The sequence below is a fragment of the Ornithinibacillus californiensis genome (genome assembly GCF_001038485.1).
Classification (GTDB): domain Bacteria; phylum Bacillota; class Bacilli; order Bacillales; family Amphibacillaceae; genus Ornithinibacillus; species Ornithinibacillus californiensis.
Map to the genome: position 1 here is coordinate 1 of NZ_LDUE01000019.1, position 22312 is coordinate 22312.

The following is a 22312-nucleotide window of genomic DNA, read 5'->3' on the forward strand; positions in this document are numbered from 1 at the left end:
CCAACTTAAGGATTAGAACCACTCTATTCTTCATCTCAACAAAAATCTCCACCCAACTTAAGGATTAGAACCACTCTATTCTTCATCTCAACAAAAACCCACACCCAATCCACAACCAAACAAAAAAAGGACCGCACCCGGCCCTTACAAACTACTAAACTCCCAACCTAACTCCAACCCTACCAGCAATCTCCTTCCCTATCTCCAAACTAGCCGTTGCTGCTGGTGATGGGGCGTTACATACATGTACACTGTTCCGTCCCCCGATAATGAAAAAGTCATCAAACAGTTTTCCATCACTACCTAGGGCTTGTGCGCGGACCCCGGCTGGCGCTGGTACTAAATCATCTTCATCCACACTAGGGAGAAGCTGCCTCAAGTTATCTACAAATCGCTTTTTACTAACAGATCGGCTGATTTCTTCCATCCCCTCTTTTAAATAAGTAAATCCGAGTTTCCAAAAACCAGGGTACGATACAATTTCTCCAAAATCCTTCCAATCAAATGACGTCTTCCAATAGGCTTCTCGTTTAAAACCTGGGACAGCGTTTGGCCCTACTTCTACCTTGCCATCTATCATTCTCGTAGCATGCACGCCAAGGAATGGAAAATTGGGGTTTGGGACTGGATAGATTAAATTCCTCACCAAGTTCCTTTTCTCCTCTATTATTTCAAAATACTCCCCACGAAACGGAAATATCTTCACATCGACATGGTAGCCTGCCATTCTAGCAATCCGGTCACTATGTAACCCAGCACAATTCACAAGAAACTTGGTCTTAAAGGTTTGCTCTTTTGTCTCAACAATAACCTCATCATCTCTTTCCTCTACAGCAACTACCTCAGTATCGGTCAAGATGGTTCCTCCTAGGGAACGAATCTTCCAAGCCATTACCATTGAAACCATCTTATAATCTACTATTCCAGTAGATGGCAAATATATCGCTTCAACACCAGCCACATGAGGTTCTTTCTCTTTCAACTCAGCCTTTGATAACCATTCTGCTTCAAGCCCATTATGATAAGCACGCTTAAACAACTTCTCCAGCTCAGGAATTTCACGTTCGTTCGTAGCAACAATTACTTTCCCACACATATCATGTGGAATATCATTCTCCTCACAAAACTTCCGCATACTTTCATTTCCAGCCTTTGCAAAGCGAGCCTTGTAGCTACCTGGTTTATAGTAAATTCCTGAATGAATTACACCACTATTGTGCCCAGTTTGGTGTTGCGCTACATCGGATTCCTTCTCGAGAATTGTTAGCTTGGCACCTGGATGCTGTTCTAACAGAGTCATCCCTACGGATAAACCTACAATTCCTCCACCGATGATCAGAAAATCGTTCATCTCAATCCCCTCCTCAACTTACTAGATTAAACCAATCAACTGCCACCATGTTAAAGCCACAAAAATGGTAGCAATAATCGTGATGCCTGTTGCTAGTATTCCTGGCACTAAGAAATCACGTTGTTCGATTAACCCTGTGCTATGAACCACTAAATTCGGCATCGTTTCTACCACAAGTAGAAAACCAAATAAACTTGTAACCCCTGCTATGAACGCTAACGGTAATGGATCCACGCCTGCATTATCCGCTACACTGATCATAATCGGGATTAATGTAACAACTGCGGCAGATACATTGGAAACGAGCTTGTGAAAAATTTGGGCTAGCACTATGACTAAGATGGCAGCAACTAGCGGAATCTGCATACTTTCAATAAACCAACCCACACTGAGATAGTCGCCAATATTGTCTACCGCACCAGAATCAATTAACCCATACCCCATCGACAACGTGACACTCAGAAGCAATACCGTATTATAATTGATTTTGACAACATTCTCCCACTTGGCAAAACCAATACCTGGAAGAGTCATAATGACAGCGCCAATTAGTGCTGGTACACTAGGGTGCAAGCCATGGTATGGTTCCGTAATCCATAATCCTACGATAAAAAGCAAGATAATTAAACACCGTATCTCTTTGATACTAACTGGACCTAACTCTTTTATCTTATTATTCATCTCTCCCTTTATATGAGGGAAATTCTTTTGCTCTTCCTTCAGCGGAAAATAGGTATACAGCAATATCCAAATGGACGGAATAAGAATTAACCATAATGGAAAGGTATATAAAAACCACTGAAAATAGGTAATATTGATCCCCGCGAATCGATTTAGTAGTTCAACCGTTAAGATGTTTCCCACAGCAGCTGTCAGAATTGCTGTCCCACTAATATTCCCACCAAAAGCTACACCGAGCATAATCATTTTACGTAAATTACTTCCTGGCTTTGCCCCGATGGACTTTACAATGAGTGAGGAAATGGGAATGACTAGCGTTGTTCTTACCGCTGTTGAAGGTATAAAAAACGCTTGAATTTGTTGAACAAGAATCATACTCCCTAGCAGCCCTTTTGCTGTAGTTCCCCACTTTTTCACGATAAAATAACTGACCCGTTTTACGAGTGCGGTTTGATTAACTGCTTGGGCAATCATCATGCCCCCGACCACTAGATGTGTAGCTGGAGATGCAAAGCCACTGTACACAACGGAAGTATCTGCCAATTTAAAAATGAGCATCAGCACTAGAATGAGCAACGCTGTCAGCCCGATTGGAATTGGCTCAAGAGCCCATAGAACAACACCAAAACTAACCACAGCCGTCATCAATCGCGCCTCATAGGAAAAGGTTTCTGGCAAACCAAAAAACAGTAACATAAAAATGCCAGCTGCAATAAGCAAACTGACGATTCTTTTCACGTTTTTTCTCTCCATTGGAATTGAACTACTAACATAAGATGGTTTCATTGTTGTCCCTTCCCCTTGAATGTTCTTCAAAATTCAAGGGATGCCAATGTGGCACCCCGATATTTTCATCATCTATTAACTCTTTAGTGATAACTTCTTTTCTCGCTTACTAGCAAGGAACTGAACAACTACTACCAGTGCTAGCAATCCTAATCCAATTACATCGGTCAAAGTACCTGGAATAACTAATGTCACTGCAGCTAAGACAGAAGTAATTCGAAGTAGCCAGTTCATATTCACCATGAAATATCCTTCTAGCCCTGCGCCTAATGCTATGATTCCAATTGCAGCAGTTGTAGCGACCCATGCGATTTCCCAACCATTGGTACCTTGCATTAATAATTCCGGTGAATAAACGAAAATGTACGGTACGAGAACCCCCACAGCAGCTAGCTTGAGGGATATAAAGCCAGTTCGATTCGGATCTCCTCCCGAAATACCCGCTCCTGCAAAAGCAGCCAAGGCTACTGGCGGTGTTAAATTGGCTAAAATGCCAAAATAGAATACAAACATATGGGAAACAAATGGTTCAATCCCAAACTGTACTAATGCGGGTGCTGCCATGGATGACGTGATAATGTATGTTGGAATAGAAGGAAGCCCCATTCCAAGAATGATGGATGCAACCATTGTAAAGAATAGCGTCAAGATCAACGTATCTTGACCAAGAATGAGAATTGCTGTCGTCATCTTCAGACCAAAGCCTGTTAATGAAGCAACCCCTACGATAATTCCAACCATTGCACAGGCCATTGCCACCCCAACTGCACTACGCGTCCCGTCTTCTAATGCACCGATAATACCCTTAATAGATAACCTTGTCTTCTTTCGTAGCAATGCTACCAAGACAGTGATAACAATTGACCAAGCAGCGGCAAATATTGGTGTTTTCCCACTAAACAGTAGATAAATCAGAACAATTAGTGGGATTAATAAATGTCCTCTCTCCTTCATCACTTCCCAAATATTAGGAAGTTCTTCACGAGTAAGTCCACGCAAGCCACGTTTTTTCGCACGTAAATGTACTACTGTTATGACGCCCATATAGTACAGTAAACCAGGCAAAATGGCGGCAAGAGCAATCTCACTGTATTTCATACCTAACGTTTCTGCCATGATGAATGCTGTTGCTCCCATGACTGGCGGAAGCACTTGCCCACCAACGGAAGCTGCAGCTTCTACCGCACCAGAGAAATCTTTCGAATATCCAGTACGTTTCATCAAAGGTATTGTAAAGGAACCAGTAGTCACCACGTTAGCTATCGCTGAACCATTTATGGAACCGAGGAAACCACTAGAAATAACGGATACCTTTGCAGGTCCGCCTGCTGTATGACCAGAGATTGCCATCGCAGTATCATTAAATAGTTGACCTAGACCTGTACGATTTAAAAATGCTCCAAACAGGACAAATAGGAAAATATAGGTTGCTGAAACTCCAATAGCAGTACCAAATATTCCTTCCGTCGTTAGGTACATGTAAGTCGTAATATCTTCAAGTGAATACCCTCGATGGGCAATTATCCTAGGAAGGTACGGACCGAAATAGGCATAGAGTAGAAAAAGCGCACTTAGAACGGTTAGACCGATACCAACAACACGACGTCCACCCTCAAGAACCAGGATGACAATCAATAGACTAAAAATAAAATCACTAGTGCTTGGTAACCCAGCTCGATTTACAATCCCCATATAATCAATAAAGATATAGGCAATTGTTGCAATTGACAGGATTGCTAGCATAAAATCTACTACCGATGCACGTTGCTGTGGTGCCTTTTTACGAGAAGGATACAGTAAAAAAACGAGAATTAAAATGACACCGGTATGTAATGCACGGTGTTTCAATGTTACTAGCGGACCAGTAAAGGACGTAATAAGATGAAATAGTGCTAAACCAACTGCAATAAGCGTAACAAGACGAACCATCCATGGAATGTTAAAATTCCTGAATCTTGATTCCGCGTCATATTTTTCTATTAGTTTCTTTTGTTCCTCCGTTGATAATTCTTCTATCGGTTTAACCGCCTCACTCATTTGGCCCATCCCTCCTTAAGTGTTAAGTTTTATTCGAAGCCAATCAAAAATAGTGATCGAATCATATTGAATACGAACATGATTATAATCTGGAACATAGTTTTTTAGAGGATAGATTGTTGTCCCATCCGTAATGGAATAGTTTGAGATGGGAACATAATAGAGAGAATAAAAAGGTATATTTCGTTGAATACCCGTAACACGGACAAAACCATCTGATAGAAATTCTACTGAACCTTCTGTGTCAGGAGTCCCCGCTCCATAGGATTGGTAAAGTGTCTCTGCAAACGATAATGTGTTATCCCTATTAATTTGATAGGTTTCTTGCCATGGAGTTAATTCCACAGAATGGCGCCAACCTACTGTTACCGTTCTCTCTTCCCATGGGAAAAAGTGATATGGCTTTCCTTCTAAATTCGTAAGTAAAATACCTGATTGCACTGGAATCAAATAGATTCCAGCAGCAATCAGTAGTATAACTGTCGTATAGATAACTTTTTTACTCATGCAGATTCCTTCTTACTATTTATTCAGAAATCCCTTGCTCATCAAAATACTTCTTCGCTCCTGGGTGTAATGGAGCTGGTAAGTTCTTTAATGCATTCTTAATATCAATATCTTTAGCAGCATTGTGTGTATCTTTTAGCGCGTCAAGGTTTTCAAAGAATCCCTTTGTTAGAGCATATGCTACATCATCAGAAACATCTTTATGTGTTAACAGAACATTGTTTACCCCAATTGTAGGCGTGTCCGCAGCTAGATCATACACATCAGCTGAAACGACTGCAGGGAAGAAAGCAGGATAGTTCTCTTGCATTTCTAATACTTTTTCCTCTGCAATTTCAACTACCACGATGTCATTGGATGTTTGTAGTTCCATTACTCCCGCATTTGGTAAACCTGAAGAAATAACAACTGCATCGATTGTGCCATTCTTAATTCCTTCTACACCTTCAGCAAACGATAGATAGTCTTCATTAATATCGTCATAACTCATACCATAAGCTTCAAGCACACGCTTTGCACTGATTTCTGTACCAGAAGCTGGTGCACCTACAGCAACGTTTTTACCAGCTAAGTCTTCCACTGTTTTAATTCCAGATTCAGCGGTAGCAACAATTTGCAAGTAGTTAGGATATAGGGAAGCGATAGAACGAATATTTTCTTGAGCACCTTGCTCCTCAAAGCTATCAATTCCTTCATAACCATCAGCCGCAGCATCCCCCATGGAGAATCCTAGCTCAGCTTCTCCCTGGTTTAGTGTCGTAATGTTAGCCGCAGAAGCAGCAGTAGATTGGCTATTGGCATTAGCACCCATCTCTTGATAAAACTTAGCCATCGCACCACCTAATGGGAAATAAACCCCAGATGATCCACCAGTAAGAACAGTTACAAACTCACCATCTAAAGCATCTTCCCCAGATCCACCAGCACTATCTCCACAAGCACTTATGATAAGTACTAGTGATAGTAACAAGCTAAAAAATATTGTCTTTTTCATGTTTTTCCCCTCCATTTTTTATGGTTATATTAATTCCTATATGTAGTAGGATATTAATCAAATAAGATGACAGAAAACGCTTACATTAGACAACTAAAAAAACCACCCTCGTAAGACTCGTTTCACTGTTGTCTCTCCAAGATGATTTACCGTTAACTAATAGAAAACTTTCATAATAGTGTTTATTTATTTCATACTGTTCATAATAATACATTTATTTATAATTGTAAATAATATTTAGTAAACTTGTTTCAAAAAATAAAACGCATCTCTAAAAGATGAACATTGCCACCTTTAGTTAGATGCGTTTGAGTTAGGTTAATGCACGTTTTAGTCTTGTTTTTCTACTAAACCACCACTTTAACGAGATCGGTACGAGTAAAACAATTAATAATATCCTTACCAACTGGAGAGCACTTACTATTGCTGGGTCTCCTCCTACATTGTATGCCGTAAGTACCATTTCGAAAAATCCCCCTGGTGCAGTTCCGAGTAATGCCGTTGCTAAATCTAAAGATGTAAAGGCAGCAAGTAACATTCCTAATCCAAACGAAATCGTTACAATCATCAGTGAGAGACCAAAATATACAAACGTGTATTTCCCTCCAACTTTTAAATCCTGAAATAGTATGTTCTTCCCAAGACTCGCCCCCACTGCCACTTGTCCAGCATTCATTACAACCGATGGTACAGAGGCTAATTCAAGAGGGCTGATATTCATGACTGCCGTTATCCCTAGTGCACCAATAATAATCCCAGCTGGAATTTTATTTCGGAAAAATATGGCTGCTAAAACAGGAAGTATAAACCATAAATAACTCCAATCACTCCCGTTAAATGTCACCTCGACCGAACGTTGGACAACACTATCCCCAGAATTACCAATAAAGTAAACCATAAATGGCGGTATCGTAAATAACACTGTAACCAATCGAATCGTTTGGAAGATAACGATTAACGACGCATTCGCTTTTAATGATTCCCCAGCAATCGCCATTTCCGATAATCCACCAGGTATACAAGAGAAAACACTCGTTATCTTGTCCACTTGAATCCATCTCGTTACGACCGTACCTAACATGATACAAGCAATGATAAGTATGCAAGTAACCAAAATGTATGGTAGTAAATATGGGATAACGGTTTGAATGGTTTCTGTCGTAAAGTACAGTCCAAAGTAGATTCCTAGAATGATAAACCCAGCATCACGAATATAATTTGGGATGATTAATCTTCTTCCCGTGAATCCTTGCCAGAGCATGACAAATGTGAGAGGACCAAGAACCCAAGGAAGTGGTATATGTAATAAAGAAAATACATAGCCACCTAAAATGGAGATAATTGCTGCTTCTACTAATGTGAAACTAACTTTAAAAGACATAGTATGTATAAGCCCCTTTAGTTGTAAAACTCTATTTCTTAACTTATCACGGAATCAAATTCTGAACAAGTTGCCTAGCATGCTTACTCATCCTATAGGTTATAACCTCTTTCTATGAATACCTACCGTATTTCAAGTTCATAATGATAACAAATTAAACGAGAGGAAGAAGAACAATGGTTAAACAACAACAAGCAAAATTCTTTAACCGAAATATCCTTTCAGGAATTCTCTTCGGTCTAGGACTTGTGGCTTTTTTAGATGAAGCGATTTTTCACCAAATCCTCCACTGGCATAAATTTTACGATCGTTCCACTACTAGTATTGGGCTTCTATCAGACGGATTGTTTCATGTGTTTAGCTGGTTTGCAACAGTGGGAGGCTTGTTTTTAGTAGCAGATTTAAGAAGAAGAGATGCCTTTCTATATCCATTATGGCAGGGTAGTGTACTTTTAGGTTCTGGCACATTTAATTTATACGATGGCATCGTCCAGCATAAAATTATGCGAATCCACCAGATTCGGTATGTGGAGAATATAATTGTCTACGATGTCATTTGGAATTTAGTTGCAGTTACATTCATGCTATTAGGAATATCGCTGATTCTAAGAGCTAGAAGGATGATTGAAGCATGAGCCCAGAGCATCATACACACGAAATAATGCATTCCTTTGCCATAGAACTTGTAATGGCATTACCGTTTTTTATTGCCTTCATTGGTTATTTTCTAGCAGTCATCATTGCTAACAAAAAGTTTAAACAATGGCCTCTATACCGGATAGTTTTATTTTCGTTAGGTATCTTGAGTTCATTCCTAGCTGTAATGGGACCATTAGCTCGACTTGCACATACGGATTTTCAAATACATATGCTTGTGCACTTGCTTCTTGGAATGCTTGCTCCTTTACTAATAGTTTTAGGAGCTCCAATGACCATCTTACTTCGCGCCCTTCCTACAAAGGCTGCGAGAAAACTAACGGGCTTCTTACGATTAAGACCAATACAGCTCTTTCACCAACCGATTACCGCTTCCATCCTAAACATGGGCGGACTGTGGATACTTTACACAACAGATCTATTTGTATTAATGCATGAACACATTCTATTATACTTATTTATACATGCACATATTTTCATTGCAGGCTATTTATTTACGGCATCCATGGTGTACATCGATCCAACTCCACATAGACTCGGTTACCCCTATCGGTCTCTCGTTCTTTTATTCGCCTTGTCTGCACACGCTATTCTAGCAAAACACATCTATGCTTTCCCACCAGTAGGTGTAACAAGGCAAGAAGCAGAAATTGGTGGAATGATTATGTATTATGGGGGGGATGCCATAGATTTAATTATCATTATCATGCTATGCCATCAGTGGTACAGATCTACACGACCGAGAATGGAACCAACAGAGGCTTACTAGCGCCTATCACACTAGTAATATATTGCATACAAAATTCAATGAGTGACAGAATAGCCTATTATCCGATATAATAAAAGAAAAAAGCAAATGAGGTATGCATAATGAATTTAAAGGATTTCTTCATTGGTATGTCACAAAATCAATTGTTAAACAGTTCTGCTAAAAAATATGGTTTAAAGTTAGGGGCTCAATCTGTCGTTGCTGGTACTAATGTTCAAGATATGATTCAAAGTGTTAAAGAACTAAACAACACTGGTATCTCAGCAACCATTGATAATTTAGGTGAGTTTGTAACCGAAAAAGAAGAAGCTATTAAAGCAAAGAACCAGATTCTAGAAGTAATTGAAGCAATTCGTACGAATGAGGTAGATGCTCATATTTCATTAAAGCCTACCCAACTTGGACTTGATATCGACTATGACTTTTGTAAGCAGAACTTAAAAGAAATCGCTTACAAAGCAAATGAATATGGAATTTTCATTAATTTTGATATGGAAGACTATGATCATTTAAAACCATCATTTGATTTATTGGATGAGCTTTCTATGGAATTTGATAATTTAGGTACGGTTATCCAAGCTTATTTCTATGAATCTGTTAAAAATATTGAGAGATACAAAGACTATCGCCTTCGCATTGTGAAAGGTGCATATAAAGAACCAGAAACAGTTGCATTCCAGAATAAAAAGGATATTGATCAAAACTTTCTTAAACTAATTGAATACCATCTATTAAGTGGTAAATTTACTTCTATTGCAACACACGACCATCATGTAATCAATCATGTGAAGCAATTTGTTAAAGAGAATAACATTCCATTGGACAAGTTTGAATTCCAGATGCTTTATGGTTTCCGTAAAGATCTTCAATTAGAGTTAGCAAAAGAAGGATACAACTTCTGTACGTATGTTCCATTTGGAGATGACTGGTATGGTTACTTCATGCGCCGTTTAGCAGAACGTCCGCAGAACATTAATTTAATGGTGAAACAAGTATTTAATAAGAAAACCAATACGGTACTAGGTGTGGCTGCAGGTGCATTTGTATTAGGTAGATTAAGTAAGAAGAGAAAAAAATAGTAGAATTAGAGAAATCCACCAGCATATATGTTGGTGGATTTTTTAATAGCTTTGGACCTACTTGAAAAGATGTTGTATTTATTGGACACATTCTGTTTTTTTCAATAGCCACCACTCCTCCTTATAAAACAGCAAAAGTAAAAGCCCTCCATCACGCGGATAAAGGACTTTTCCCCCTAAGCTATAACACCTTACTCAAGAAATCCTGTGTACGAGGACTCTTCGGCTGACCAAAGACTTCGGATGGGGTGCCTTCCTCCACTAACACGCCCTCATCCATAAATAGCACGCGATCCCCCATCTCTCTAGCAAAGCCCATTTCATGTGTAACGACTACCATCGTCATCCCCTCTAAAGCAAGCTGTTTCATCACATCTAGCACTTCTTTTACCATTTCTGGATCCAGTGCAGAAGTTGGCTCATCAAATAGCATTACTTTTGGTTTCATTGCCAAAGCTCTAGCAATCGCGACCCGTTGCATTTGTCCACCAGATAGCTGCTCTGGATAAGCATGAGCTTTATCGCGAAGGCCGACCTTTTCCAACAATTGATATGCTAAATCCTCCGCTTCTACCTGGTGCATATTTCGTATTTTTACCGGTGCGATGGTTATATTTTCTAGCACGTTCATGTGTGGAAATAAATTAAACTGCTGAAATACCATCCCTACTTCTTTACGGATTTCGTTAATATCCGTAGTAGGATCATTTACTTTCACATCATTAATATATACTTCACCATCTGTAATATCTTCTAGCAAATTAATACATCGCAGGAAGGTACTTTTTCCGGACCCACTTGGCCCAATAACACAGACTACTTCCTTTTCACTTATCTCACAATCGATACCCTTTAGTACTTTTAACTCTCCAAATGATTTATGCAAGCCTTTAATTTTTATCATGTCATCACCTTCCTATGAAGCCCGACCGAATGAGAATATTCGGCGCCTTTGTGAAGGAATATAACTATTACTGTACCGTTTTTCTACATAGGTAATCAGTTTTGTAAATATCCACGTTAATATTAAGTATAAAATGGCAGCCGTAATGTATGGTTCCCAAAAACGCTGATATGCTCCAGCGACTACTTTACCTGCATATAAGATATCCGTCGCAGCTATGACCGTAACCAAGGAAGAATCTTTCAGTAGTGCGATTAATTCATTACCAAGTGGAGGAACCATGCGACGAATTGCTTGTGGCAAGACAATATATCGCATCGCCTCTTTCCTCGGCATACCAAGAGACCTAGCTGCTTCCATTTGCCCTTTTTCAATCGACTGAATGCCTGCACGAATAATTTCTGCATTATAGGCAGCACAGTTTAACATCAGTGCGGTTGCACCCGATACAAAGAAGCCTAGAGACTGGCCAAATATCGATGGTATAAGGGCTGTATGGATCAGTAGAATTTGTACTAAAAGTGGTGTTCCACGGAAAAAATCCACATAGAATTTACTAGGATAATATACCCATCTTTTCTTTGAAAGTTTTCCTATCCCAAGAAAGAGCCCAAAAATGACACCACCTATGTACCCTACAGCAGTTAAACTTAATGTTACCCATATACCGCGAATAAAGAGCTCTTTGTAATTCCATATCATATCAAATCGGATATTGTCTAAAAAATCTATTACGACCACCCCCAGTAAATCGCTGCTTCACTATTAGTCACTATTTTAGATAGGAATCAATGATTTCTTGTAGTTTTCCATTTTCTTTTATTTCTTTAATTCCCTTATTTAACAGGTCGATAACTTCCTTATTTCCTTTCTTTACCATTAGCCCGTAATTTTCTTTTTCAAAACTATCATCTTCAATTGTTTCCAACTCAACGTTTGGATTGTTTTTTACATATTCTAAAACAACCGGACTATCACCAACAGCGGCATCGGCATTACCATTCAACATTTCAGTAATCGCCAGTGGCATTGACTCGGGTGCTACAATATCTTTACTTGTATTTCCTAAAAGGCCCTTAACAACTTCATGACCAGTGGTGTTGATTTGCACAGCAACTTTTTTCCCTTTTAAATCTTCAAATGACTCGATATCGGAATCAGCTGGTACAAGAATAAGTTGGTTTGCTACAAAGTACGGATCACTAAAGTCGAACGTTTTTCTGCGGTCCTCAGTTATGGTAATGGAAGACACTGCAAAATCAACCTCACCATTCTCTACGGCTGGAAATAATGGATCCCAACCAATGTTCTTAAATTCTACTTCAAATCCTGCAGCTTCAGCTATGGCTTTCACAATATCAATATCAATACCAACAATGTTTCCTTTATCATCCATGTATTCCATTGGTGCATAGGCTGCATCTGTTCCAACCACTAACTTTCCATCAGCTACGCCCGAACTCGATGACCCACAAGCCGCCAACAGCGTGCTTAAACCTAGAACGAATAAACTAATAACCCAATACTTTCTTACATACTTCATATAAACGTATTCCCCTCTCGTATTTGTTATCATCACCATCATCTAATTATCTAATAATTTAGATGATTATTATAATTATAAGCGAACAACCTATGACATTCAATATACCTAACGTAAAAAAAACGTATAAAAGTTGTCGATTCATGGTAAGTTTTCAATTAATTCCGCTATTCTTTCTCTATTAAACTAAAAACTTTTAGAGTTAATGTTTAAATCTATTATTTTCTGTCCATCCTTTTACTAGATTCATAAATTACAAGAGAGAGGGATGGAGAAATATGAGAAAGGGATTAACGTCATTTTTGTTATCTGGGATATTGATTGTGCTATTCTCACTACTTTCTATTAATGTAGCACAGGCAGAATCTCTAGAAAATGACCATGATAAATTGTTTGAAGTTCAAACTGATTCAATAATTATGCGAACTGCTCCAGATGAGGAAGCAGATATTGTAGGGGAATTAGTTACAGGTGATAGATTACGAACATTCGAAGAAAATAATGGATGGGTTAAAACCTTCTACAATGGACAACCGGTTTGGGTATTTTCAGAGGAATTATTATTACTAGAAGAGAATCAAAAAGAAATGGAAGATATGGAAGAAAAAAATCAAGAAGAGGTTCCATCTGAACAGTCAGATGGTGAAAAGTCAGATGAAAAAGAGTCTGAAGCTGAAGAATCTGAGCAACAGAAGCACTTTGTATTCGAAAAACATTCACCTGAGCATGCAGTTGAGGATGAAGACTATTTACCGGAGGGGTTCTATAAGCCTAATCAAGTACAAGTATCAGAGGACACCATTGTTGTCACGAAAAATCAATTATATGGCTATGAAATTTTGATTGATGCAGGGCACGGTGGTAAAGATTCAGGGGCTATCAGTGATGGTGTCTTGGAAAAAGACATCACTCTAGCTACTGCAGAAAAGATTGCTAAACGATTGGAGCAAGAAGGTGCAACTGTTAATTTAACAAGAGAAAATGATACGTTTATTTCTTTAGAAAATCGGGTACATCAAAGTAACACCAAAAATGCAGATGTTTTCATTAGCCTCCACTATGATTATTTTAGTGATTCAGCAGCAAATGGAATCAACACGTACTTTTATCATGAACACACGAGCAAAGAATTGGCTGAAGAGATTCATCATGCATTAGTAGAAGAACTGGATATGACCGATCGGGGCTATCGAAAAGAGTCGTATTATGTACTTAGAAACACACAGAAGCCTGCTGTATTACTAGAGTTAGGGTTTATGACAAATCCTGACGACTTGGAGAAAGTGAAAACAGAAGAATACCAAATCGAAGTAGCCGAAGCAATTACAAACGGCCTATTAGCGTATTTTGATAAAGAAACAGATTAATCGTATACCCTCCCTTTTTTTATAAAACCTAATAGGGACAGTCCCTCTGTGAATAATTTCACAGAGGGACTGTCCCTAACCCTTTTTATAAGTCATATTCTATCTTCTGTATGCGGAATTCTTCTAGTGCTTCTTCGTCAATTTCATAGCCAATTCCAGGTGAAGTTGGTACTTTTATTACACCGTCTTCTACGACAACTTCTGGCTTAATAATATCTTTTTCCCAGTAACGAGATGAACCTGCTGTATCTCCTGGTAAGACAAAATTAGATAAAGTCGTAATCGCGACATTATGTGCTCGCCCTACACCAGCCTCCAGCATACCGCCACACCATACAGGAATCCCGTGTTCCTTACAATAATCATGTATCTTAATCGATTCAGACAAGCCACCTACACGTCCTACTTTGATATTAATAATCTTACAGCTTCCTAGCTCAATAGCCTTCTGTGCATCGTATAAGGAATGGATACTCTCATCCAAACAGATTGGTGTCTGTATTTCCTTCTGAAGCTTCGCATGATCAATAATATCATTATGCTGTAGTGGTTGTTCAATCATTAATAAATTCAAGTCATCCAGCTGCTTCAACATAGCGATATCATCTAATGTATAGGCGGAATTGGCATCCGCCATAATTGGTGTCGTTGGAAAAGCCTTACGAACCTCTCGAAGCATTTCCACATCATGACCAGGCTTTATCTTTAACTTAATCCGCTTATAACCTTGCGATAAAAAGCCATCAATTTTTGTAAGCAATGCATCCATTGTCGGTTGTATCCCGATACTTATTCCAACATCAATTTCCGTTTTTTCTCCACCTAAAGCCGTTGCCAATGGAATCCCTTCACGCTTTGCATAAAGGTCCCATATCGCGCCTTCAATGGCAGCCTTGGCCATATTATTGCCGCGCAACCTTCCGAACAGAGGAAATACTTCGTTCGGATGTTCAATCTCATTATCTCTTAGAATCGGAATCAAAAAGTCTTCGATAATATCTTTATTGGATTTCACTGTCTCCTCCGTATACCACGGAATTGGAAACGAAACACTTTCTCCAAATCCACGATTGCCATCTGTATCCAACGCCTCGATAATAAAGAACTCCTTGTCCTGCATCGTTCCAAAGCTTGTCGCAAACGGATCAATCATCCGCATCATTAATCGATGTAATATAATTTTTTTCAAAGGTATTGCCACCAGATCCATCTCCCTTAACGTTTTACAAAACCATAATAACTGACATTTTCACCACGGATAACATCTTTTGCTTGATATCCATTGGAAAATAGCAATTGAAAAACTTCTCTTGTACACATCCGCCATTCACTCGCAAGGTCTAAACTCTCTACTTTGATTTTCTGCATATTTTCAGGAATCGCTACAAACCACACATCTCCGTCTCCATCAAAAGAAACAGTTGTCCGTTTTGGATTCCTCTCCAAATCCATTTCTAATAGTAACCGAGACGTATCAAAGGAGTTGGCTAGTGATGCAATCGGTTCTTGGAAATCCCATTCAACCAAAAAACGATCAGTGGCTAGTCCCTTATTTAACCCATCTTCCATCGTGCCATAATGATTTTCCTTATAAGAAACAGCTGATCCGCCTAATTTATGTAAGTTCAAATACGCGTTGACACTTTCTAACGGATCGAATGTCCAAATCATTTTACTGTACCCTTTTTCCGCTGCCACCTCTGCCTGTTTCAACTTTATTTTCTCACCTAATCCAGACTTACGATACTCCGGTAAAATCCCCAAAGAGTGCGAAACTAGATAAGCTTCTTTACCATCAAATCCAGCAAAACTATATTGAAACCCAATCATCTTCTCACCGAGGAAAGCTCCTATCAGGACACCACCATTATGAAAGACGGTCAACGTTTGGTGGATTGGAGTAGCCGCATCCTGCCACACAGCTTCCTCCACCGCCTGCATCTGTTCTAGTTCCGCAATTGTTTTCATTTCTCTAATTACAATTTCCATCATATCCCCCTAACTTGAATACTGTTGAACGGTCAACCGTAATGCATTCAACAGAATCTCCACACTCGGTTCAATCGCATCATAATTGAAGGTCATATCCGGGTGATGTAACCCAGGCTCCAAATTACAGCCTACCGCAAGCATGGTTGCTTTAAGCGAAGGTCGCTTAATCGTGTAAAAATGGAAATCATCCCCACCAGTTGTCGTAATCATTGGTACCAAATGCTCTTTACCAACTGTTTCCACAATCGCTTGCTCCATCAGTGTACTTGCTTCCTCATTAATCACTGCAGCAGCAACACTCGATGCAACGGTGAGATCAATTTTGACATCATGATAATCGGATAGCATGCTTCCAATCCGCTGAACTTTCTCCATCAATTCTTCCATTGCCTCATTCGTTTGAGCACGTAGATCTACTGAGAACGTTGCATTTCCAGGAATAATATTGGTGCTTTCTCCACCTGCATGGAAACTAGTCATCTTCACTGAATAAGGGATCATCGGATCAATATAAAGATTATTTAAATGCTGAAAAAATTCACTACCTATTTGAATCGCATTCGCGTTTAAATGTGGACGCGCACCATGAGCATCTTCTCCTGTAATAACGCCATGAACAGACCAAGAAGCACCGTGGCGGATAGCTGGCGAAAACTGTCCATATTCCAGTTCCTGAATTGGACGCAGATGTAGACCATAAAGGAAATCCACATCATCGACGACCCCGTGTTCTACAAGGGTTAACGCACCGTCCCCTTTTTCCTCAGCCGGTTGGAAAATAAATCGGAATGTACCATGATCTGGAACTCCATCTTCTAGAAGATGAAATAGCACACCAAGTACAATAGTCATATGGGCATCATGTCCACAGGAATGATTCGCTTTAAATTCCCCATTCACTTCCTGCCATAGCGCATCCATATCAGCCCTGACCGCAACGACGGGTTTTCCACTTCCTACTTCTACAACTAGCCCTGTCGTATCATCAAACGTTCGGATTGTACAAGCTGGATTATCTTCAAGTAACCCCTTAATATACTCGGTAGTTTGGTATTCCTTCCAACTCACCTCTGGGTTAGCATGTAAATGTTCAAAAATAACCTTTAATAATGCCCTTAAATTTTCCTTTGTTCTATCCATGCTGTTCTCCTTACTCCTCTCTACACTATCCTATGCTACAATAATTATTTTTCTATTCCCTTAAATAACAATAATCAATCCAAAATCTCTTGTTAAAAAGCTTAGGCTAAAATAGTGTAGGAGTCAATGGAATTAACTCCCGTAATAATGTGATGCATTAACTTCTTTCCATCCATCATCGCTACGGGAAATCAAACTAAAAAAAGAAAAACAGGACACAAAAGTATCCTGTAAATCACACAACTCTCTATACCAAAATCGGTTCCACAACCTCACCATCCTTCATTCGGATTAACCGATTACCATACGCAGCCGCTTCCTCAGAATGAGTTACTTGAACTATCGTAATGCCTTTTTCCTGATTAATACGGTGAAACAACTCCATAATTTCTGTTCCTGTTTTACTATCTAAATTTCCAATCGGCTCATCGGCTAGTATTAACGCCGGACTTAAAATTAACGCCCGTGCAATTGCGACACGTTGCTGCTGACCACCAGATAGTTCCCTTGGTGTATACTTTCTTCGTTCGGAAAGTCCTACAATCTCCAAAATCTCATCCAGTTGCTCCTGAAAATCAGCAGTTTTTTTCTTATCCATCGTAACTGGTAACATAATATTTTCTTCCACTGTCAGATTCTGAACGAGATTATAAAATTGAAACACAAATCCTAGCGTTCGTCTTCGTAAAATACTTTTCTCCTTATCTTTCATTCTATTAATGTCTTTTCCTTGAATGTATACTTGGCCAGAACTAGGCTCATCAATTCCACCAAGCAAATAAAGCAATGTACTTTTCCCAGATCCGGACGGTCCCATAATTGAGACAAAGTCCCCAGACTCAATGTGGATTTCTATATCCTTTAAAACCGCAACTTCATTTGATCCAACCTTGAAGTTTTTACATAACTTTTCTGTCTGAATGATATTCCCCATATGTCGTCGCCTCCCTTTACCTATTCATACCGCAATTCTTTCATAATATTAAGCTGAAACACCTTACGAACTAATGACAGTGTTGATACGATTAATAGAATGGCTACAACACCACATAGAATACCGTACAGTTCAAAAGTAAACCTAAATTCGGTTACCATGCCAACTGCATGAAGAAGCTTTGTTAATAACAAATTAAGCGCTAATCCACCAAGTAGGCCGATGATGATTACAGCTATGAATGTGATTAAGGTTTCCACAAATACCATTTTCACAATTTGCATTTTACTCATACATACCGAATACAGAACCGCATACTCTTTTTTGCGTTGATTAAAGGACACCATTAAATTATTGGAGATTCCTAAAATACCAACAATCATTCCTAATCCTATAATAATCGTAATCCCGTCTATTAGCGTGTCAATTGTACCTTTCTGTGCACCAAGCATTTCATCAAAGGTGATAACCTCTAGCGAGTAGTTACTGTATGTGTCTGCAATTCGACTCTTTACCTCGTCGGGATTAAATTCTTCTTCAAGCTTAAGTGCTAGCTCGTAAAAGAGGCCTGCAAATTGCTCCTCATAAATCCCCATCGGTATAAGAGCACTATCACGACTAGAACCGAAGCCCGAACTGTCCATTGTTCCAGAGACGATAAATTCAATTGGCTCTAAATCGTTAAAAGGTTCATAGTTTATATCAACAGGCTGTATGTTAACGGTATCTCCGATTTCAATACCATGTTGTTCTGCATAATAGATATCGACAATAATCGGGTTATCTAGGTTTTGCAATCTATTTTCATCTAAATCTATATAACGAATACCATCATAAAATTCATCTACCTTATCAAAATCCTCCACACCATAAACTCCAAAAGAACGCGCGACTCCATTCATCGTTGATTTTCCGATACTAATCGTTTGGAGGTAACTCTTTGAAACACCATCCATTCCGGATATGTCGTTTGCAAGCCCTAAATTCTTCTCCGTCAGAGATACCGCTACATCAAAGTCCTTACTCAATGTTTTCGTTACGTATTGATCGATTCCTGTACTCGAGATTCCGACCATTAATAGTAATAAAAATACAACCATGACCATGCTGACGTTATTAGCAACTATTTTATTATTGGCTATATTTTTAATACCTAGCTGGAACTCACCAGAAATTCGCTTCCTTGATAACAACCTTAATAACTGTGACAATCCATTTAATAATGTTGGCATCAGGATTACAATAGAAACAAACAGTAGAAGTAGAGATAGTACGGCAAGTAACAAATCATTATATTGGTTAACAACATATAAAATAAAAGCGATTCCAAGTAATATTATCCCCGAAATAACGGTCCATTTGGAATGCTTTTCCGGTGTAAAGGAAGTATTAAAAAGCACTTCTTTTAATGGCTTAGCATTGGTTCGAATAATACGCAGAATACTAATGAATGCAGGGAATAACACACCAAAAGCTATCGAAATTGCTAAGTAGATTACGTTATACTCCACAACTGTTTCTACACCGTATTGTTTATATTCATTAAAAATATCAGCAGCAAAAGGTAATAGAATCATAGCAAGTGCAATTCCTAAGCCAGCACCAATTATCCCATAAACTAGAAACTCTAGTAGTAAAACCCGATTCATCATCCCTTTATGTGCACCAACACTACGAAATGTAGCTAGTACCGGCATCCGTTCCGTTAAGATTAATTTTGATAAAGAAGAAATAACATAGGCACTAATCAATACAATAATAATAATGGCTAGTAGCATCACCGTTTGGAAGGTCTGTTCATCACGCATCATCGTATCTGCGGAACTACTTTTTTGCACCACTAATCCTTCATTTGTTTCTTGCAGACTAGTAATAGCTTCTTCCATGCCCTCATCTGTTACTTTCAATAATGTACTCGATACCATATCCTCTAGACCATAGAGTTCATTGATTTTTTCACGTGTAGCAATGAGAAGAATATCCCCCATCTCGGAATAATAGATTCCGTTTGGTTTACTAATCGCAACTACTGTAAAATGATATGTATTCGTTGCTTGAACAACCTTAATCGAGTTTCCAATCTCTAACTTATGCTCCGAAGCAGTTCTCTGACTAATGATAACCTCATTACCGGTTAACACATTATCACCAGGTACACTCTCTAGGAGTTCCATCTCTTCCGCCGCATCAGCATCCATACCGTATAATGATACGTTCACATCATCATCTTGAATAGTCGTTTTACCTTTCGCCTGAATCATGTCTAAACGCTGTTCCAGTTCAATTCCATCTACATCAAGGTTCTTAGATTCATAGAATGGATTCCCATCGTCGGTACTCTTAGTTACAACTATATTAGAAGTACCATAAGACCCTTGTAACATCTTGGTATAGGTTTGGTTAATAATAGTATTTAAACTAAGACCGATAAATAATATTAATGTGGAAAGAAGAATCGTAAGTATAACAATTACCGAGCGTAGCTTTTTTTCGAATATATTTTTCATGACATGCTTTAGTACTATTTTCATGCCCCATCCTCCATAGGAATATAATGGTAACCGACTAATTACCTAATGTTACCCCATAATCCCTCCTTGGACAAGGTTACGCTTGAATATTTACAGAATAATTACAAAAAAGTGGTACCTTCATATAAAAGAGGGACTGTCCCTCTACGGGAACAATCCCTCCCTCCTTACATTGCTTTTGAATCCTTCGGTGGTTCTTTTTTGTCTTCATAGAACAGTACGATATTCGGATCGATCTGACCAATTCCTAAATACCTTGCCTTGTAATCCCGTAAGAGCTCCAAAAAGCGTTTACTAAGTAGGAGTATGACGACAACGTTTATGAAGGTTGGAATGGCTGATGTAATATCAGCAAAATACCAAACTGCCGCTCCAGGCATACCTACACTTACCGCATAGACTACCATTGCAAGACCTGGTATTGGATAGAACCAGCTAAAGAATTTCAGACAAGCAGTCTTTATTTTCGAATCACTGTTCTTAAATAAGTGGCGTAGTAGTACCTCATAATAAATATACCAACCAGTGGTTGTTGTAACACCAAATAGCACAACAGAAATTGCAATAATATAACGTCCGATTTCACCGATGCCAACTTCAAAAGCAGAAAGTGTTAACTCTGCACCGGATAATCCCGATGACCAGACACCAGTAATAATAATCGTTAATGCTGTGATTGAACACACAATAATGGTATCAACAAAAACTTCAAATGCTCCCCAAACACCTTGCTTTACTGGGTGGTCTACTTTTGCTGTGGAGTGTACCATTGGTGAAGTACCCCAACCAGCTTCGTTACTATAAACGGATCTCGCCATCCCCATTTGGATTACTTGAGCAACAACTGCTCCGGTAAACCCACCAACGGCAGCCGTACCACCAAATGCACCAGAAAATATCATTCCAAATGCACTGCCAACTTCACCGAAGTTTGTAATAATGATAAAGAGTCCTGATAGAATGAAGAACAACACCATAAACGGTACAATCTTTGTTGCAACTTTTCCGATATGCTTTATTCCACCATAGATAATATAATAGATTACTACCGTTAACCCAATCGATGCTGGAATCATCCCAACACCAAATGTCGAACTAACCGCTTCCGATACGGTGTAATTTTGTAGTGTGAAGAAGAAAGTTCCAAATATCCCAAAGCCAAAAATTATCGCTGGTACCATCCATAACTTAAACTTCTTCTCTTCACCTAGACCTTTTTCCATATAGTACGTCGGTCCACCATAAGGATCGCCATTTTCATCCGTATTCCGATAATGAACAGAAAGTGTTACTTCAACCGTCTTTATGATCATTCCGAGCAATGCACAAAGCCACATCCAAAACACTGCCCCAGGACCCCCAACAGCAATCGCTGTCGCAACCCCTCCGATATTACCAACTCCAACTGATCCACCAACTGCCGTACTAACCGCTTCGAAGGAAGATAGAATTCCTTTCGCCTTCTCATCTTCAGCTTGCTTTTTAAATATTCTCCCGAGTGTCGATTTCAAAATATGTGGTAGATGAACAAATTGGAAAAACTTCGTGGCAATAGTAAAATAAACCCCAACAAATAAAATCGTAATAATTAGCGGTAGTCCCCATAAAAAGCCAACAACTTTCTCTAAAAATTCTCCCATTCAACCTAATCCTCCTCTA

19 protein-coding genes are annotated in these 22312 nt (G+C 39.0%); 4 read left to right on the forward strand and 15 right to left on the reverse strand.

Annotated features, from left to right (window positions below; genetic code table 11):
- Positions 1-154 precede the first annotated feature (154 nt).
- The 6 genes from lhgO to TE34_RS04255 form a co-directional block, all read right to left on the reverse strand.
- On the reverse strand, positions 155-1351 hold the full coding sequence (gene lhgO / locus TE34_RS04230) for an L-2-hydroxyglutarate oxidase (protein ID WP_047983584.1): 1197 nt from the start codon (positions 1349-1351) through the stop codon (positions 155-157).
- A 21-nt stretch (positions 1352-1372) separates the two neighbouring features.
- Entirely contained in the window at positions 1373-2818 is a 1446-nt protein-coding gene (locus TE34_RS04235; protein WP_236687099.1) for an SLC13 family permease, read from the reverse strand.
- Positions 2819-2893: 75 nt separating this feature from the next.
- Positions 2894-4855 carry a TRAP transporter permease gene (locus TE34_RS04240; protein WP_047983585.1) on the reverse strand — a complete coding sequence of 654 codons (1962 nt, stop codon included), beginning with the start codon at positions 4853-4855 and terminating at the stop codon, positions 2894-2896.
- 15 nt (positions 4856-4870) lie between these two features.
- Entirely contained in the window at positions 4871-5362 is a 492-nt protein-coding gene (locus TE34_RS20180) for a DUF1850 domain-containing protein (protein ID WP_053074969.1), read from the reverse strand.
- Positions 5363-5381: 19 nt separating this feature from the next.
- Positions 5382-6356 (reverse strand): TAXI family TRAP transporter solute-binding subunit, encoded by a 975-nt coding sequence (locus TE34_RS04250; RefSeq protein ID WP_047983586.1) that lies wholly within the window; start codon positions 6354-6356, stop codon positions 5382-5384.
- Positions 6357-6669: 313 nt separating this feature from the next.
- Positions 6670-7737, reverse strand: coding sequence for an AbrB family transcriptional regulator (locus TE34_RS04255; protein ID WP_047983587.1), 1068 nt, complete (start codon positions 7735-7737; stop codon positions 6670-6672).
- 176 nt (positions 7738-7913) lie between these two features.
- Here TE34_RS04255 and TE34_RS04260 point away from each other — a divergent pair, with 176 nt between their 5' ends.
- The 3 genes from TE34_RS04260 (at position 7914) to TE34_RS04270 (ending at position 10242) form a co-directional block, all read left to right on the forward strand.
- A complete protein-coding gene (locus tag TE34_RS04260; RefSeq protein WP_047983588.1) occupies positions 7914-8372 on the forward strand; it encodes a DUF2243 domain-containing protein in 459 nt (152 codons plus the stop codon).
- Positions 8369-9163 (forward strand): cytochrome c oxidase assembly protein, encoded by a 795-nt coding sequence (locus tag TE34_RS04265; RefSeq protein WP_047983589.1) that lies wholly within the window; start codon positions 8369-8371, stop codon positions 9161-9163. The genes TE34_RS04260 and TE34_RS04265 overlap by 4 nt, the downstream gene beginning before the upstream one ends.
- 101 nt (positions 9164-9264) lie before the next feature.
- Complete coding sequence (locus TE34_RS04270; protein WP_047983590.1) at positions 9265-10242, forward strand: proline dehydrogenase family protein; 978 nt, start codon at positions 9265-9267, stop codon at positions 10240-10242.
- A 181-nt stretch (positions 10243-10423) separates the two neighbouring features.
- Here the strand turns inward: TE34_RS04270 and TE34_RS04275 are convergent, their stop codons facing one another.
- Genes TE34_RS04275 through TE34_RS04285 form a run of 3 tightly spaced genes read right to left on the reverse strand, consistent with a single transcriptional unit; the run spans position 10424 to position 12689 of the window.
- Positions 10424-11146, reverse strand: coding sequence for an amino acid ABC transporter ATP-binding protein (locus tag TE34_RS04275; RefSeq protein WP_047983591.1), 723 nt, complete (start codon positions 11144-11146; stop codon positions 10424-10426).
- A gap of 12 nt (positions 11147-11158) precedes the next feature.
- A complete protein-coding gene (locus TE34_RS04280; RefSeq protein WP_047983632.1) occupies positions 11159-11878 on the reverse strand; it encodes an amino acid ABC transporter permease in 720 nt (239 codons plus the stop codon).
- Between the two features lie 40 nt (positions 11879-11918).
- The gene (locus TE34_RS04285; RefSeq protein WP_047983592.1) at positions 11919-12689 is read right to left on the reverse strand and encodes a basic amino acid ABC transporter substrate-binding protein; all 771 of its coding nucleotides are present in this window, start codon (positions 12687-12689) and stop codon (positions 11919-11921) included.
- A 278-nt stretch (positions 12690-12967) separates the two neighbouring features.
- Between TE34_RS04285 and TE34_RS20555 the strand changes: the two genes are divergently transcribed.
- Positions 12968-14056 (forward strand): N-acetylmuramoyl-L-alanine amidase, encoded by a 1089-nt coding sequence (locus TE34_RS20555; protein WP_053074970.1) that lies wholly within the window; start codon positions 12968-12970, stop codon positions 14054-14056.
- Positions 14057-14141: 85 nt separating this feature from the next.
- On the opposite strand, the gene menC is transcribed toward TE34_RS20555, so the two are convergent.
- The 6 genes from menC to TE34_RS04320 all read right to left on the reverse strand — a co-directional run bounded on the left by menC (position 14142) and on the right by TE34_RS04320 (position 22293).
- Positions 14142-15251 carry an o-succinylbenzoate synthase gene (menC, locus tag TE34_RS04295; RefSeq protein WP_047983634.1) on the reverse strand — a complete coding sequence of 370 codons (1110 nt, stop codon included), beginning with the start codon at positions 15249-15251 and terminating at the stop codon, positions 14142-14144.
- Positions 15252-15271: 20 nt separating this feature from the next.
- Positions 15272-16045 carry a GNAT family N-acetyltransferase gene (locus TE34_RS04300; protein ID WP_053074971.1) on the reverse strand — a complete coding sequence of 258 codons (774 nt, stop codon included), beginning with the start codon at positions 16043-16045 and terminating at the stop codon, positions 15272-15274.
- 9 nt (positions 16046-16054) lie between these two features.
- Positions 16055-17188 (reverse strand): M20 peptidase aminoacylase family protein, encoded by a 1134-nt coding sequence (locus TE34_RS04305; RefSeq protein ID WP_047983594.1) that lies wholly within the window; start codon positions 17186-17188, stop codon positions 16055-16057.
- A 247-nt stretch (positions 17189-17435) separates the two neighbouring features.
- Positions 17436-18122: an ABC transporter ATP-binding protein gene (locus TE34_RS04310; RefSeq protein WP_047983595.1), complete on the reverse strand. Its 687-nt coding sequence runs from the start codon at positions 18120-18122 to the stop codon at positions 17436-17438.
- A gap of 20 nt (positions 18123-18142) precedes the next feature.
- Positions 18143-20653, reverse strand: coding sequence for an ABC transporter permease (locus tag TE34_RS04315; protein ID WP_047983596.1), 2511 nt, complete (start codon positions 20651-20653; stop codon positions 18143-18145).
- A 167-nt stretch (positions 20654-20820) separates the two neighbouring features.
- Positions 20821-22293, reverse strand: a complete 1473-nt coding sequence (locus tag TE34_RS04320) for an alanine/glycine:cation symporter family protein (RefSeq protein ID WP_047983597.1) — start codon at positions 22291-22293, stop codon at positions 20821-20823.
- Positions 22294-22312 lie beyond the last annotated feature (19 nt).

Bases quoted from the DNA above. Each gene is read 5' to 3' on its own strand.
- TE34_RS20555 (WP_053074970.1), top strand. From the start codon at position 12,968: ATGAGAAAGGGATTAACGTCATTTTTGTTATCTGGGATATTGATTGTG.
- TE34_RS04260 (WP_047983588.1), top strand. From the start codon at position 7,914: ATGGTTAAACAACAACAAGCAAAATTCTTTAACCGAAATATCCTTTCA.
- TE34_RS04250 (WP_047983586.1), bottom strand. From the start codon at position 6,356: ATGAAAAAGACAATATTTTTTAGCTTGTTACTATCACTAGTACTTATC.
- TE34_RS04235 (WP_236687099.1), bottom strand. From the start codon at position 2,818: ATGAAACCATCTTATGTTAGTAGTTCAATTCCAATGGAGAGAAAAAAC.
- TE34_RS20180 (WP_053074969.1), bottom strand. From the start codon at position 5,362: ATGAGTAAAAAAGTTATCTATACGACAGTTATACTACTGATTGCTGCT.
- TE34_RS04240 (WP_047983585.1), bottom strand. From the start codon at position 4,855: ATGAGTGAGGCGGTTAAACCGATAGAAGAATTATCAACGGAGGAACAA.
- TE34_RS04320 (WP_047983597.1), bottom strand. From the start codon at position 22,293: ATGGGAGAATTTTTAGAGAAAGTTGTTGGCTTTTTATGGGGACTACCG.
- TE34_RS04305 (WP_047983594.1), bottom strand. From the start codon at position 17,188: ATGGATAGAACAAAGGAAAATTTAAGGGCATTATTAAAGGTTATTTTT.
- TE34_RS04285 (WP_047983592.1), bottom strand. From the start codon at position 12,689: ATGAAGTATGTAAGAAAGTATTGGGTTATTAGTTTATTCGTTCTAGGT.
- TE34_RS04315 (WP_047983596.1), bottom strand. From the start codon at position 20,653: ATGAAAATAGTACTAAAGCATGTCATGAAAAATATATTCGAAAAAAAG.
- TE34_RS04255 (WP_047983587.1), bottom strand. From the start codon at position 7,737: ATGTCTTTTAAAGTTAGTTTCACATTAGTAGAAGCAGCAATTATCTCC.
- TE34_RS04275 (WP_047983591.1), bottom strand. From the start codon at position 11,146: ATGATAAAAATTAAAGGCTTGCATAAATCATTTGGAGAGTTAAAAGTA.
- lhgO (WP_047983584.1), bottom strand. From the start codon at position 1,351: ATGAACGATTTTCTGATCATCGGTGGAGGAATTGTAGGTTTATCCGTA.
- TE34_RS04265 (WP_047983589.1), top strand. From the start codon at position 8,369: ATGAGCCCAGAGCATCATACACACGAAATAATGCATTCCTTTGCCATA.
- TE34_RS04310 (WP_047983595.1), bottom strand. From the start codon at position 18,122: ATGGGGAATATCATTCAGACAGAAAAGTTATGTAAAAACTTCAAGGTT.
- TE34_RS04300 (WP_053074971.1), bottom strand. From the start codon at position 16,045: ATGGAAATTGTAATTAGAGAAATGAAAACAATTGCGGAACTAGAACAG.
- TE34_RS04270 (WP_047983590.1), top strand. From the start codon at position 9,265: ATGAATTTAAAGGATTTCTTCATTGGTATGTCACAAAATCAATTGTTA.